The 13,098-nt window shown below is 58.7% G+C and carries 14 protein-coding genes; 12 read left to right on the forward strand and 2 right to left on the reverse strand.

What is annotated here, in order from left to right:
• Positions 1-23: 23 nt before the first annotated feature.
• The 5 genes from coaD (at position 24) to HHL13_RS12120 (ending at position 5,148) form a co-directional block, all read left to right on the forward strand.
• The gene (gene coaD / locus HHL13_RS12100) at positions 24-521 is read left to right on the forward strand and encodes a pantetheine-phosphate adenylyltransferase (RefSeq protein WP_206377051.1); all 498 of its coding nucleotides are present in this window, start codon (positions 24-26) and stop codon (positions 519-521) included.
• A gap of 71 nt (positions 522-592) precedes the next feature.
• A complete protein-coding gene (locus tag HHL13_RS12105; RefSeq protein ID WP_169555904.1) occupies positions 593-1,300 on the forward strand; it encodes a peptidylprolyl isomerase in 708 nt (235 codons plus the stop codon).
• A gap of 22 nt (positions 1,301-1,322) precedes the next feature.
• Positions 1,323-2,348, forward strand: a complete 1,026-nt coding sequence (gene queA / locus HHL13_RS12110; RefSeq protein ID WP_169555905.1) for a tRNA preQ1(34) S-adenosylmethionine ribosyltransferase-isomerase QueA — start codon at positions 1,323-1,325, stop codon at positions 2,346-2,348.
• A gap of 59 nt (positions 2,349-2,407) precedes the next feature.
• Entirely contained in the window at positions 2,408-3,991 is a 1,584-nt protein-coding gene (locus HHL13_RS12115) for a hypothetical protein (RefSeq protein WP_169555906.1), read from the forward strand.
• The gene (locus HHL13_RS12120; RefSeq protein WP_206376910.1) at positions 3,988-5,148 is read left to right on the forward strand and encodes a hypothetical protein; all 1,161 of its coding nucleotides are present in this window, start codon (positions 3,988-3,990) and stop codon (positions 5,146-5,148) included. The genes HHL13_RS12115 and HHL13_RS12120 overlap by 4 nt, the downstream gene beginning before the upstream one ends.
• A 24-nt stretch (positions 5,149-5,172) precedes the next feature.
• Here the strand turns inward: HHL13_RS12120 and HHL13_RS12125 are convergent, their stop codons facing one another.
• Positions 5,173-6,543, reverse strand: coding sequence for a DUF3883 domain-containing protein (locus HHL13_RS12125; RefSeq protein ID WP_169555907.1), 1,371 nt, complete (start codon positions 6,541-6,543; stop codon positions 5,173-5,175).
• 189 nt (positions 6,544-6,732) lie between these two features.
• Complete coding sequence (locus tag HHL13_RS12130) at positions 6,733-6,948, reverse strand: helix-turn-helix transcriptional regulator (protein WP_169555908.1); 216 nt, start codon at positions 6,946-6,948, stop codon at positions 6,733-6,735.
• Positions 6,949-7,045: 97 nt separating this feature from the next.
• Here HHL13_RS12130 and HHL13_RS12135 point away from each other — a divergent pair, with 97 nt between their 5' ends.
• The 7 genes from HHL13_RS12135 to HHL13_RS12165 all read left to right on the forward strand — a co-directional run bounded on the left by HHL13_RS12135 (position 7,046) and on the right by HHL13_RS12165 (position 13,088).
• Entirely contained in the window at positions 7,046-7,615 is a 570-nt protein-coding gene (locus HHL13_RS12135) for a hypothetical protein (protein ID WP_169555909.1), read from the forward strand.
• Between the two features lie 67 nt (positions 7,616-7,682).
• On the forward strand, positions 7,683-8,087 hold the full coding sequence (locus tag HHL13_RS12140) for a hypothetical protein (protein ID WP_169555910.1): 405 nt from the start codon (positions 7,683-7,685) through the stop codon (positions 8,085-8,087).
• A gap of 136 nt (positions 8,088-8,223) precedes the next feature.
• Positions 8,224-8,628, forward strand: a complete 405-nt coding sequence (locus HHL13_RS12145) for a hypothetical protein (protein WP_206376911.1) — start codon at positions 8,224-8,226, stop codon at positions 8,626-8,628.
• Complete coding sequence (locus tag HHL13_RS12150; protein WP_169555911.1) at positions 8,625-8,882, forward strand: hypothetical protein; 258 nt, start codon at positions 8,625-8,627, stop codon at positions 8,880-8,882. Before HHL13_RS12145 ends, HHL13_RS12150 begins: the two co-directional genes overlap by 4 nt.
• A gap of 481 nt (positions 8,883-9,363) precedes the next feature.
• A complete protein-coding gene (locus HHL13_RS12155; RefSeq protein ID WP_169555912.1) occupies positions 9,364-11,229 on the forward strand; it encodes a hypothetical protein in 1,866 nt (621 codons plus the stop codon).
• A gap of 109 nt (positions 11,230-11,338) precedes the next feature.
• Entirely contained in the window at positions 11,339-12,511 is a 1,173-nt protein-coding gene (locus tag HHL13_RS12160) for a site-specific integrase (protein ID WP_169555913.1), read from the forward strand.
• A gap of 133 nt (positions 12,512-12,644) precedes the next feature.
• The gene (locus HHL13_RS12165) at positions 12,645-13,088 is read left to right on the forward strand and encodes a hypothetical protein (RefSeq protein WP_169555914.1); all 444 of its coding nucleotides are present in this window, start codon (positions 12,645-12,647) and stop codon (positions 13,086-13,088) included.
• Positions 13,089-13,098: the final 10 nt, after the last annotated feature.

A 13,098-nucleotide genomic window follows, 5' to 3' on the forward strand; every position in this document is an offset into this window, starting at 1 on the left:
CGGCAAAGGCCCAAGACATGACCATGCGCATCGGCGTCTATCCCGGCACCTTCGATCCGGTCACCCTCGGCCATATGGATATCATCCGCCGCGGCGCGAAGCTGGTCGACAAGCTGGTGATCGGCGTGACCACCAATCCTTCCAAATCGCCGATGTTCACGCTCGACGAGCGGATGGCGATGGTCGCCCGCGAAACCGCGGATATCGACGGGATCGACGTGGTCAGCTTCGATTCGCTGCTGATGGATTTTGCGGTGCGATCCAACGCCAGCGTGATCGTGCGCGGCCTGCGCGCCGTTGCCGATTTCGAATATGAGTATCAGATGGCGGGGATGAACCAGCAGCTCAATGCGCGGATCGAAACCGTCTTCCTGATGGCCGACGTCTCGCTTCAGCCGATCGCCAGCCGGCTGGTGAAGGAAATCGCCCTCTATGGCGGCGCGATCCACAAGTTCGTGCCCCACGCGGTCGAAGCCGATGTGGTAAAGCGCGTTTCCGAACTGGGACTGAAGGGCTCGTAAGAGCGGGCTTTGAGCCGCCACATTCTTCGACTAGACCCGCGCCTGACCCGATTTTGGGAATTGGAGAGTCGATGCGTTTCGCTGCCGCACTGGTCGCCCTGACCGCCCTGTTCGCCATCACCCCCGCTGCCGCGCAGAAAGCGCCCAAGCCGACCGCCGAGCCGCTCAGGGGTGTCGCTGCGACGGAGGTTCAGCCGCAGGCGGTGCTGACCGCGCAGGATCCCGAGAATACCTGGGTGCTCGATCTGTCGTCGGGCGGCCGCGTCACCATCCGCCTGCGCCCCGATGTCGCGCCGAAGATGGTCGAGCGGATCAAGCTGCTCACCCGTCGGGGCTTCTACAATAATGTGATCTTCCACCGCGTGATCGACGCTCCCGAATCGATGGCCCAGTCGGGCGATCCCAAGGGCAACGGCACCGGCGGCTCCGACCTTCCCGACCTGCCCGCCGAGTTCAACAATCTGCCCCACGTCCGCGGCGCCGTGTCGGCTGCGCGCACCAAGGAGCCGGATACGGCGAACAGCCAGTTCTTCATCATGTTCGGCCCGCGCCTTGCCTTCGATCACAACTATACGGTGTTCGGCCGGGTGAGCTCGGGCATGGAGTGGGTCGACAAGATCGAGCGCGGCGAACCGCCGGTAAACCCGACGCGGATCGTCCACGCCTATATCGCCGCCGACAATCCCCCGCCCTATGCCAACGCGCCGGCCCCGGCACGGACCGCGCTGCCCGCGGGCGAGACCGAGGTCACGCTGCCGACGTCGACGCCGCGCAACTGACGCTGCCGGAGGGCTTCGGCCCGTGAATGTCGATCTGTTCGATTTCGATCTGCCCGCCGAGCGCATCGCGCTGAGGCCGGCATCGCCGCGCGATTCGGCGCGGATGCTGGTGCTCGCCGATGGCGCGACGCGCGACGCGAGCGTCGCCGATCTGCCCGCCATGCTGCGCGCGGGCGATCTGCTGGTGTTCAACGACACCCGCGTGATCCCGGCGCAACTGGAAGGCATGCGCGGCGAGGCGAAGATCGGCGCGACGCTGCACAAGCGCGAAGGGCCGCGCCGCTGGCGCGCGTTCATCCGCAATTCGCGGCGGCTGCGAGAAGGCGATACGATCGATTTTGGCGCGGGTGTCACTGCCACCGCCAGCGACCGGGCAGAGGATGGCAGCTTCGCGCTCGACTTCGCCGGAGACGAGCCGGTCGAATTGCTGCTCGAACGCTGCGGGCGGATGCCCTTGCCGCCCTATATCGCCTCGAAGCGCCCGACCGATGCGCGCGACGCCGACGATTACCAGACGATGTTCGCCGACCGGCCCGGCGCGGTTGCCGCGCCGACCGCGGCACTGCACTTCACGCCCGGACTGCTGGCGGCGCTCGACGCTGCCGGGATCGGCCACGCCACGCTGACGCTGCATGTCGGCGCGGGCACTTTCCTGCCGGTCAAGGCCGAGGACACCGACGCGCACAGGATGCATGCCGAATGGGGCCGCATCGACGCCGCGACCGCCGACCGGCTGAACGCGGTGCGCGCATCGGGGGGGCGGGTGATCGCAGTCGGCACTACCAGCCTGCGCCTGATCGAGAGCGCGAGCGGCGAGGATGACCTGATCCGCCCGTTCGAAGGCGACACGTCGATCTTCATCACGCCCGGCTATCGCTTCAAGGGCGTGGACGGGCTGATCACCAACTTCCATCTGCCGCGATCGACCCTGTTCATGCTGGTCTCGGCGCTGATGGGGCTGGAGCGGATGAAAGCGGCTTACGCTTATGCCATCGAAAATGAGTACCGGTTCTACTCTTACGGAGATGCGTCGCTGCTTCTTCCGTAAAGCGCTTTCGGTGGGTGGCCGTTGGGCGTCCTAGGGGAAGGGCCCTTTCTGGCTGTGATATGGCTGCAGATCTGCAACCTAATAGCCATTGTTGCGACCGAAAACGTGTGCAATATGGTATCTACACTCTTCTGGGGCGGCGAATGCAGAGTTTTAAGACGGTCTATTTCGCTGATTATCCGTGCCCACCGGAGGGGCGTTCGGGCCTGACAGTGCCTTTTGCAGCCACGGAGCTCCGCCTGTTTGAAGCTGTATCTCGATTAAGTAGCCATGCAATCAGATGCGCGATTGGGCATCAGCAATTCACCGAGGTGCAAGCGGCGGCGGCACGGACCGGCACCACTACCTCAGGATACGTCAAAGAGCGTCTTCGCACCGCCATTAATCCCAGTGACCTCATAGGTGATGGTTTCGATGCAGCGGTGCAATCCACTTTTGTCGGGGGAAGGGGAAGCCCGCTACATGACTGGTTTCCTTATCTAGAAGGCTACTCCCCGGCATTCGTTCGGACGATCCTTGCGGCCCACGCTCCCGACGCAATAAAAATTCTCGATCCGTTTTGTGGCTCTGGCACCACAGCCCTCACAGCGGCTTCGTTGGGACTTCGGGGCACCTATTGCGAGGTCAATCCAGTTTGCAGACAGATTATTGAAGCAAAAGCGAACGCGCTACGGCTACCGTCTTCCGCCAAACATCGGGTCGCTGAGAATCTGGAGCGACTGGCCGAAACCCTTGCAGGTCAGGTTGACCTTTCTCTGCCTGCAGCAGAACTGCGAGATGCGTTTGGACGGGCTTTCGGTGTCCGACCCTTCTTTTCCGATGATATCTTCAGTGAGGTGCTAGGACTTCGCACTTTGCTCGACGGCGTACGCCAAGATGATACACTGCTCGCCGAATTGGCAGAGGTCGCCGTGCTTGGCTGCCTTGTGCAGAATTCGCTGCTAGTCCGTCGCGGGGATCTGCGGTTTCGGACTGAAGCGGAGTTAAGGCGCAGCAAGCCAAATCTGCTCGGCGATGTCGTTCGGCGGCTTCGAATGATCGCGAGCGACCTCCTTGACGTGGAAAATGTTTCTGGAGTGGTTGAGCTTGCGACACCGGATATTCGTGATTTGGATCCGGATCGCCACGGGCGCTTTGATGCGATCGTCACCAGCCCCCCCTATCTCAACGGAACCAACTATTTTCGCAATACCAAGATAGAACTTTGGTTCGCTCGTCATTTGCGCGGGAAAGCGGACCTCCGATCATTCCGTGACGCGGCAATCACTTCTGGGATCAACGATGTTACGAATAGCAAAACAAGCGCTCGCTCCTTGCCGTCGAGCGCGCGGCTGAAGCGTACCTTGGGGTCTTTGGAGGCATCGGCATACGATCAGCGTATCCCCAAAATGGTAGCTTCCTATTTTGCGGAGATGGATGAGGCAGCAGCCTGCCTACATCGCGTTTCTTCCCCTGGAACGTGCGTCGCAATTGATCTCGGCGACTCTTGCTACGGCGACGTCCACGTTGCGACCGACATCATTCTTCGAGAATTTATGATCCAACGTGGGTTTGATTTCTTGGATGAAGTCGTCCTCCGAGAGAGGGCTTCCCGGTCTGGACGCGGCCTTCGACAGACCCTCCAAATTTTCAAGGCATCATGAAAATGTATCGTTCAGATACCTTGCGAGTAGCGCCGAAAGTGCCCCGCGCTTGGGACGATTTCTCGCGGAAGCTCCCGCATCAGACAGGTGAACGCGCCAAACGCAATTGGGGGCACGCTTGGCATTCGCTTTGTTCTTATCAGGGGAAATTAAAGCCAGCCATTGCTAATAGCTTGGTTGTCGCGCTTCTTCCTAGTGCGGGCGGAAGACTACTTGATCCGTTTTCTGGCGTGGGCACCATCCCGTTAGAGGCCAGGCTCTTGGGTCATCGTGCCTTTGGCTTCGACATAAGCCCTGCAGCGATAGCTATTTCGCGGGCTAAACTTGAGGAAGTTGACCCAGCTTTGGCGCTCGCTGAGATCGATGCTCTCGATCGTTGGATTCAGACGACCCGACCCGGTGACGATGTGCATGTCGCGGGGAGTATTCGCTTTAACGGCCCGGTTGAGACCTATTTTCACCACGAGACCTTTTCAGAAATCCTTGCCGCGCGTTCGTACTTCCGCGAGCATGGTTTCGCCAACGCAGAGCGTTCGCTCGTCCTCGGTTGTCTCCTCCATATTCTGCATGGAAACCGGCCATACGCGCTTTCCCGCCGGTCGCACCCCATCACGCCGTTCGCGCCCACGGGTGCGTTTGAGAGGCGTGCCTTAATCCCTCGGCTCAGGACTAAGGTCGAGCGGGTACTGGAAGCCGGAGCAATAGCTGCAACCGGATCGGCAATTTACGATCAGGATGCAACATCAACTTGGCCGTCCGAAGTCGATAGTTTAGATGCCATCATTACGTCGCCGCCGTTCTTTGATAGTACCCGTTTCTACTCTGCAAACTGGATGCGTTTGTGGTTTGCAGGTTGGACGGCTGAGGACTTTTCGATTCAGCCTAACCGTTTCGTTGAGCGCCGTCAGAAGGTTGATTTCAGCGTATACGAGCCGATCTTTCGACAGGCGGCGGAAAGGCTCAAGCCGAATGGATATTTGGCACTGCATCTAGGTAAAAGCGCGAAATGCGACATGGCCGATGCCCTCATCGCTATTGGAAGGCGCCAGTTACGGCTAGTGCATGTTTTCTCGGAAGATGTTGGGCACTGTGAAAGCCACGGTATTCGGGACAAGGGTGCCGTGACCGACCATCAATATGTTCTGTTTGCACGCTGACAGTAGGATGTCGCGCGCTGACGTTTAAGGTTCGAAAGCCATTGCCTGAGGCAACCAGCTGCTGCGAGCAATTGAATACTGTGCCGTGTTGGTTTCGATAGCCTGAAGGCAGCTAGCAGGATTTTGGATTGCAAACAGTTCTGGTGAGTCGAGAATTTTTTCAACGACTACCAATAAGTAATTGTCGCCGTGGTGATGAGCTGCGGCGTTCTCCATCTCCGTCAAAACGACGCTCGTCCCCACTCCCGTGAAGCTTTTCACCTCGACAACGAACGCCTGCTCTCCCTTTCGGACCCACAAATCGAAGCCGTAGCCCCGCTTCCTACTGTAAAACACAACTGCCCAGCCAGCGGACTTAAACATTTTGGCAACCAAAAGCTCGGCTTCCAGCCCGCCGTTGGATGGCGAGGCCGCTGGCGGAAGCAGCAATTCGGGAGGAGCAACGTTCGCGGGAATTAGGAGCTTTGACCGTTGTCGCGGCGCTCGTGGCGCTGTAGTAGGGACGCGTTTCGCTACTACTTCAGTGACTTGAGCCTTAGGCGCTGCTCCAGCCGGAGCCACGGCATTCTTGCCGCTGTCCGCAGGCACTGCCGGAGCCGAATCATTACTGCTGACGAACTCTTTAGTGAGCCATAGCGCGTTGCCATCGCGTTCCGCCGAAGCTCCAAGCGAAAACAGCGAGAAGGTATGCCGCGCAACGTCTCGCCAGTTGAGATATGCCTTGTTCTTGTTCTTCCCCGTGCCTTCAGCGGGGATCCGCTGTGAAACATGCGCGAGCAATTGAGTGCGCCGAGCCAAACTCAGATTGCGAAATGACATAATCATTTCAGCGGCCTGCTCAATCTCTCCATCATTCCTGATTCTTGATACGAATAAGTCAAACTCATCCATATCAATATAACTCGATGTCTTGGACATCACGTCCAAAACAGCCGGATAAGGCGTCACGTCAAATTCAGAATATTGTTCGCAGCGTCCTTCACTAAACCAAGGTTCGCGACAAAATCTGATCGCCAATAGAATGCGTTCGAAAACATCAACTGGGTCGTCGGCCCTTGCAAGCGCACGGCCAGCGGCAGTCAAACGTATTGTTTGCCAAGAGGGCGGCGAAAGGCGTTCGATCAAGCCAAGAGGCTGATCCATGGCGAGAAAGTAATGCCGCTTAATATTCATAGCGGGCTGGTTGTCGATGCCGACAATGTCACCGATCTCCGAAAAATGCTGATCGGTGAGAGTGATTTCCTGGTTACCTGCCACATCGGAAAGGTAGCGTGTCACTTCTAAGATTTTTGCTGCCGTCAAATGCACGCGAGTGATGAGCCACCAGCCGCGATCTCCGCGATCTGATTGATCAAGCCGAGTGATTATAGCTTGTTCGAGAGCGTCAAAGCTCAACAAAATTGGCCCCATGGATTCGCTTTAACGTGGGTGTCGTGTGTCGCAGTGGCAGCATAGCGAGAGCGTTCGCCTGCGCACAACTCTTCAAACATTGTTTCACGATGAATCATCATTAAATGCTTCCCAGAGAAACCCACGTTTCTTAGCCGCGGGGCAAAGAGACCATCTTATACGAAGGGCGTCCAGCTAGTCTGCACAGACTTCTAGGAGCTGCGCAGGGTGGCCCCCTAGAGCTGCCGCCAATCTGCCTAACGCACGCACAGATGGGTTCCGAGTGCCTCGTTCGAGGTCGCTGACGTAACTCCGCTCCATCTCGACTTCGAGAGCCAGCGCTTCCTGCGTCATGCCTCTCAGCCTCCGATAACGGCGGACATTCACACCCAGGAGCTGAACCACGTCCATGCTCGGATGTGGCCGTAAGGCGCATATAGCGCCTGTATACCAATCGTGTCATTTTGCGGTGAGGCACGGCCGCTTTCCACAAATCGAGGGGACAGAAGTGAAACTTATCTTCATCAGCGCGATGATTGCCGTATGCCTCTGCACGCCGGCGCAAGCTCAAACGATGCAACTTCAGAGAATCGGTCAATGGACAGTTGCAGGAATTTCTCGCGCGGGGGGCCCTGTATGCCGGATGGAACGCACCTATCCTAACGGCACCATCTTCAACGTCGATGTATTCATTCAGTCACGAACGATCGAAATCTCAATCGCCAATAGAGATTGGCAGAGTTTAAATGAGGTTCCGAACGATAGCGGGCACACTCAGGGTTCTATAGCCACTTCCATCTCGTATTCGCGCGGCAGCGTGGCTTGGCAAGGCCGTGCGAAAATTCGGAGATCTAGTGCGCTCAACCCCGAACCCGGCATCTACATTAGGGGCCCTGTTGGCGAGTTGAGCCCGGTGATTGAGGGGATGCACACCGCCACAATCCTTTTGGTCAAGGCCGGGGAGGTCTCAGTTCTCTCAGCTTCACCCGATGGGTTGGACTCAGCGCTAGCCGCTCTCAAGTCGCAATGCATCGCACCCCACTATTACCAGCCGGAGAACGATCCGTTCCGTCGGTGAAATCGTCAAACTGTCCTGCAGCCCTCGGCCTCACCGCCGGGGGTTTTTGCTATTTGGAGAAACCCACATGCTCATTCTCACTAATGCGCAGGCGATGGCCCGCGCCCTAGCTTCACCCATCGCCCCGGACCTCAAACGCGTCCTGCGACTACGCCGCGACCAGCTACTGTTCGATACAGCCGGCGCCTATGATCTAGGCGAACTGGCGCATTTCATCATTGTGTCGAAGGGCGATACGCTGCCGGAGATCGAAACGGCGGTGAACTATCCGATCATGCCTGACCCGCCGTGGGAATGGGTACTGGATCACGGAAAGCTATTCGAAGCGCCGATTATCGTTAGCGATGACGGGTGCGGTATCGTGCTGATCGTGCCGGACCTCGAAGGTGTGGACGCTACCCTGCTGGGCCTAGTTCGTCGCGATTCCGTCCCAGCGAGTACCTTCGCCGACGACAGCTTCAACGCGGGATAGCGAACCGCGCGCCTAGCAGTCCGCCTGCGCTTCCTCATGAACAGGAAGGCCAGGAAAACCGTCAAAACCGCAATCGCACCCGCCCGCCAGACACGCCGTCTGAGCGGGTTTTTTTGTGTCTGAAGGACTTTTCCCCATGCAGCACCTATACGACCGAAAGACGATGACATGCGCCTTGGTGTCCGGCCTCGACCCAAGGCTTCACAATCTTCTGTCGAAGCGCATTGCCGCTCTTGCGACGGAATACGGCGACCTCACGGACTGGACTGAATACCTCATCGTCGAATCCGGTGACACGGAGGAGGACATAATCCGCCACATCGGTTTCTCACCGCTTGTAGAACCGATCAATGGTGCGCGGTTCGGCAGCATCGGCTTCGAGCCGCATTGGGATTGGCTGGCGGATAGCGAGGGCATCTTCGAGATGATCCTCACGTTCGGCAGCACGTTCGCGTACGTCCTGTTGATCCATGATACCGATGGCGTCCCATCCGAACTACTGACCATGTGTCGGCGCTATGCCGAGCGAGCGAGATCATGAAGGTTCTCGGATTTCTCCTTGCCGCCTGCATCACACTTGCGGGTCTCCGCCTCGTGGTGACTGGGTTGGTGCTCGGCATCATTCTCGCGGTGGTCATCGGCGTGATCACCAGACCGAAAGAGACGATAGGCTTTATCCTGTTCATGGCGGCGCTCGGATTCCTCGATCAACGCCCGGTGGCATTCCTCGCAGTGGTCTTCGGGATCGTCACTTGCTCCCTTCTGCTGAGGGCGATCGAGCAGAACAAAGCCTGACGGCTTGACACCAAACTGAACCGGTCTATTGGCCGCATCCGCTTACCTACGGCAGTTGCCCCTACATAGACGGCCAGCTGAGGTTCGCATCACATAGCTGATTACCCTTCCCGGCCCTTTGTGGCTGGCGGGCATGCTGTGTGTGCGACCTCAATCTTCTGCCGATGTCTCACACACAGCGATCAGCGCTTTGGCGAAATCTGGTTCGGGCCTTCTGGTCCCGGCGATGTGTGAGTAATTTCATTGAGCAATCTTCCGAATATGTCGGGGCCTCCTGCGAAGGTTGACCCCAGCACAATCATCTTTCCGCCTTCGGCAGCGATAACAATCGAAGCCAAACCCGACGCTGCTACGCCCAGCGGGGAAGCAACTTTCGCGACCGGCACCCGCGAAGGGGGTGAAGGGGGAGCCGACCGAGCACCCTCCACACCTCCTTCGCCCCCCTTCCCCCGCCCCAATTTCGGCAGGTGTGACGGGCGAGGTGCGCTACGACTACGACGACGGCATTTTCCGCTCTGCCCCCAGCACCAACCCGGTGGTCATCGCGCTCGCGGGGGCTGGCCTGTACCGCGCGCCGCAAGGCAATCGCGCCCACAGCATCACCTGCCCTTGGGAGGCCGAGCATGGCCCCGAGGATCAATCCGCGACCTACACTGAACCCGGCACGAATACCGCTCTGGGAGCATTCAGCTGCGTTGCTTGCAATAAGCAGGATCGTCATATCGGCACCCTGCTATCTCGCCTGGATGTCGAACCGTCGTCAGCTCGCGCAAAAGCTCGTGTCCGACTGCGGAGGGGCGAAATGCACCGCATTGCGGAAGCTGCGGAACGAGTCCTCCTGAACGTGTGCGACTACTATCAAGCTGGCGGCGCAATCGCGCGGGTTAAATCCGACCCGCGTTCCGGTGACGTTACGACCGAATACGTAACGGAGCAGGCGCTGACATTGGCGTTATCCGCTGGTGCCGATTGGGAGTCCCAGGACAAGGCTGGGAAATCGTGGAATCGGGTGGATGTCCCGACTCGCATCGTTCAGGCGCTCATGAAGAAAGGGGATTTTCAGCACCTCAAGCATCTGAATGGGCTGGCGCGACAGCCTTATTTCCGGGGCGACGAACACTTGCTCATCCGAACATCGGGCTATGACGAAGTCTCGGGCATGTATGCCGCATTCGAGGGTGGGAACTACCAGCTTCCCGAGCCAACCGAGGCCAACGCACTTGCGGCTCTCGATGCACTGCACGCACTGATCGAGGAACTCCATTTCGCGTCCCCGAGCGATCGATCTGCCGCGATATCGGCAATGCTTTCCTGTGCGATTCGGCCTTCCCTGCCGCTCTGCCCTGCGTTCAGCGTCAGCGCCTCCCGGCCCGGCAGCGGCAAAAGCTATCTCGCGTCGGTCATCGCGGCGTTCGGTGGTCCCGGCGATCCCTTTAATACCAGCTACCCGACCTCGACGGAGGAGGCGAGTAAGCTCGCGCTTTCGATGATGATGACAAGCCCGGCTGTCGTCTGTTTCGACGACATGACGAGCGACTGGATTGCGTATCCAGCGATCAATCGGATGCTGACCAGCGAGACGATCACCGACCGTGTTCTGGGAGCAAGCAAGATGGCCACGGCGCGAACGGCCAGCTTCATCCTCGGTACGGGCAACAACATCCGCCCGCTGCGTGATATGACCCGGCGCGTCGTATCGATCTACCTGTCCCCACGCGTGGAGGACATCACCTCACTTCGTTATCGGGGCAACCCTCTCAAGACCGTCAGATCGAACCGCGCCGCCTATGTCGGGCACTCACTCACCATCGTTGCTGCACACCTCAAAGCCGGATCGCCGAGATCGGATTGCCCTACGATTCCGAGCTATGACGGCTGGTCGCACCTGTGTCGTGACAGCCTGATCGGACTAGGACAACCTGATCCTGCGGCCAGTCTCATCGCTCAGGTCAATGACGACCCGGACATGCAGGCTTTCGGCGAACTCCTTACTCGCTGGCGCGAGTGCTTCGGCGAGCGACCGACGATGGTTCGCACCGTGACCGACAGAGCGGAGGGGAAACCAAACTTGAAGGCGGCACTGCTGGAACTGCCCGTTGCAGAGCGCGGATTTGTGAATCCTTCAAAGCTTGGACGCTACCTTGCCCGTCACGCCAACCGCATCGTGAACGGCCATGAACTGCGCAAATCACCCAACGGTGAGCGCAATGCCTGGACCGTGATCGCAGTGGATCAAGCGCTCAGGGACAGGCCGCCGCCCGAGCCGGAGCAGGTACCCGAGATTGCGCGAATGTGGATCAAGGAAATGCCTCCGCTTCCACCGGGCATGAGCGAGGCCGACTTCTAGGTCAGCTAGAAAGACCACCGACCAAAAATCTGAATCCAGCCATCCGGAGCCGCAGCGATGCGGTTCCGGAGACGGCTCCCCCTTACCTTCAATAATATAAGGAATTCCCATGCCGACTATCGAACTTAGCGCAGCCGCCGTTCAGGCGATTCGCGCCACACCGCGCACCAAGAAAGAAACGTTCTTCGACGAGATCATTACCGGCTTCGTGCTGGAAGCGCGTCCAGACGGGGGCGCGACCTATGCCGTGCGATATAAAGACGAGTACGGCCGCCAGAAGCAGTACAAGATCGCCAACGCGGCGGACCTGTCATTCGGGGACGCGAAGAAGGAGGCGATCCGCATCAAGTCCCGGACGGTCGTGGGCCAGAATCCAGCCGAGGAGAGAAAGGCCAATCGCCGAATTCCCACGGTCAGCGAGCTTTCCGAACGCTACTTGGAATACGCGAAAACCTACAAGCGCAGCCACGACATTGACGAGCGCTACCTGCGAATTCACGTCGTGCCTCGCTTCGGAAAACTGCACCTCAACCAACTCGATCAGACAGAGATCATGGACTGGCTGAACGGAAAGGTCGCGGCGGGCTACGCGCAAGCCACGGTCAACCGCTGGCAGGTAATCCTGAGTCACATGCTGCGGATGGCGAAGCGCTGGGGCTTGCCGGGTTCAGATTACAATCCTCTGGCTGGCGTAAAGCAGAAAGATCCGAACAATCGCATCGAGCGATACCTCAGCGCCGCCGAAACGAAGCGGCTGAAGCAAGCTGTGGAGGAAAGCCCCAATCCGATGCTCAAATTCATTGTTGCTCTGTTGCTCCTCACTGGATGCCGCAAGCGTGAGTTGCTGGACGGCAAATGGGAGGAGGTAAATCTTGAGCGGAAGGTCTGGCGCATTCCCACGAGCAAGAGTGGCAAGCCACGCCACGTTCCTCTTTCTGAGGACGCGATCGCGGTGCTGAAGGAGGTGCCACGGTTCGACAGATGCCCTTACATCGTGCCGAATCCGATGACGCGGAAGCCGTTCACGTCCATCTTCCACAGCTGGGATTCGGCCCGTCGGGCGGCCAAACTGCCCGATGTGCGGGTACATGATCTGCGTCACCCCGCCGCCAGCAATCTCGTGAACTCGGGCCAGTCGCTTTATGTTGTCGCAAAGGTACTGGGATATAGCCAGACCCGTACCACCGAAAGGTATGCTCACCTGGATGATGGCGTGCTTCTGAATGCCGTGAATGCTGCGTCTCAGGTCACGGGAACGACTTGGGCAACTGATCTAGCTTAACGCCGAACTTTGCCCTCCAGTGACGCACTTGTTACTGGAGGGCATCTTTATCAATTTTTACGGCGTCGCGCTTGTGATACTCACCTTGACGGGCAGAGATCGCCGATCCTATTTGTCGTGCGGGGGGGGTAGGATGAGCATCGAGGAGCGGGTTAGCGACGCGCTAGTTGATCTCCGGGCGGCGCTCGGCGAAGGTGCTCAGCTTGAAGGCACATTGGATGAACTGGCGGCCTACTATCATTTGAAGCCAGAGGTGCTTCGGGTCCGCGCGGAGAGGGCATTTGGCGACCTCCACTCAGTCCAGGAACTTATCGCAGTAGAGCGGATAGCTTCATCCCGCGAGGCACTGCTCCGGTCTGCCTTCACCAAATATCGTATCCTCGCCTTCGGGCTGGCGACGGCACGCAACCACCCGGTACCCCCTTCCTTCGGTCAATGGCTTGAGAAGGAATTTGGCTTCTCCGGTCCAGAACAGGAGGATGGCCTCGCACACGAGAATGAGGGGATCCTCTTTAACCGCGACATGGTGAAAGCCCTTGATCTCAAGCTGAATGCTCGAAAGCGGTCAGTGCGCTGAAGTGTTCGAC

Origin of the sequence: Sphingomonas sp. G-3-2-10 (genome assembly GCF_012927115.1) — a bacterium.
Lineage (GTDB): Bacteria > Pseudomonadota > Alphaproteobacteria > Sphingomonadales > Sphingomonadaceae > Sphingomonas.

Bases quoted from the DNA above. Each gene is read 5' to 3' on its own strand.
- HHL13_RS12160 (WP_169555913.1), top strand. From the start codon at position 11,339: ATGCCGACTATCGAACTTAGCGCAGCCGCCGTTCAGGCGATTCGCGCC.
- HHL13_RS12105 (WP_169555904.1), top strand. From the start codon at position 593: ATGCGTTTCGCTGCCGCACTGGTCGCCCTGACCGCCCTGTTCGCCATC.
- HHL13_RS12150 (WP_169555911.1), top strand. From the start codon at position 8,625: ATGAAGGTTCTCGGATTTCTCCTTGCCGCCTGCATCACACTTGCGGGT.
- HHL13_RS12145 (WP_206376911.1), top strand. From the start codon at position 8,224: ATGCAGCACCTATACGACCGAAAGACGATGACATGCGCCTTGGTGTCC.
- HHL13_RS12115 (WP_169555906.1), top strand. From the start codon at position 2,408: ATGGCTGCAGATCTGCAACCTAATAGCCATTGTTGCGACCGAAAACGT.
- HHL13_RS12140 (WP_169555910.1), top strand. From the start codon at position 7,683: ATGCTCATTCTCACTAATGCGCAGGCGATGGCCCGCGCCCTAGCTTCA.
- coaD (WP_206377051.1), top strand. From the start codon at position 24: ATGCGCATCGGCGTCTATCCCGGCACCTTCGATCCGGTCACCCTCGGC.
- HHL13_RS12130 (WP_169555908.1), bottom strand. From the start codon at position 6,948: ATGGACGTGGTTCAGCTCCTGGGTGTGAATGTCCGCCGTTATCGGAGG.
- HHL13_RS12165 (WP_169555914.1), top strand. From the start codon at position 12,645: ATGAGCATCGAGGAGCGGGTTAGCGACGCGCTAGTTGATCTCCGGGCG.
- HHL13_RS12120 (WP_206376910.1), top strand. From the start codon at position 3,988: ATGAAAATGTATCGTTCAGATACCTTGCGAGTAGCGCCGAAAGTGCCC.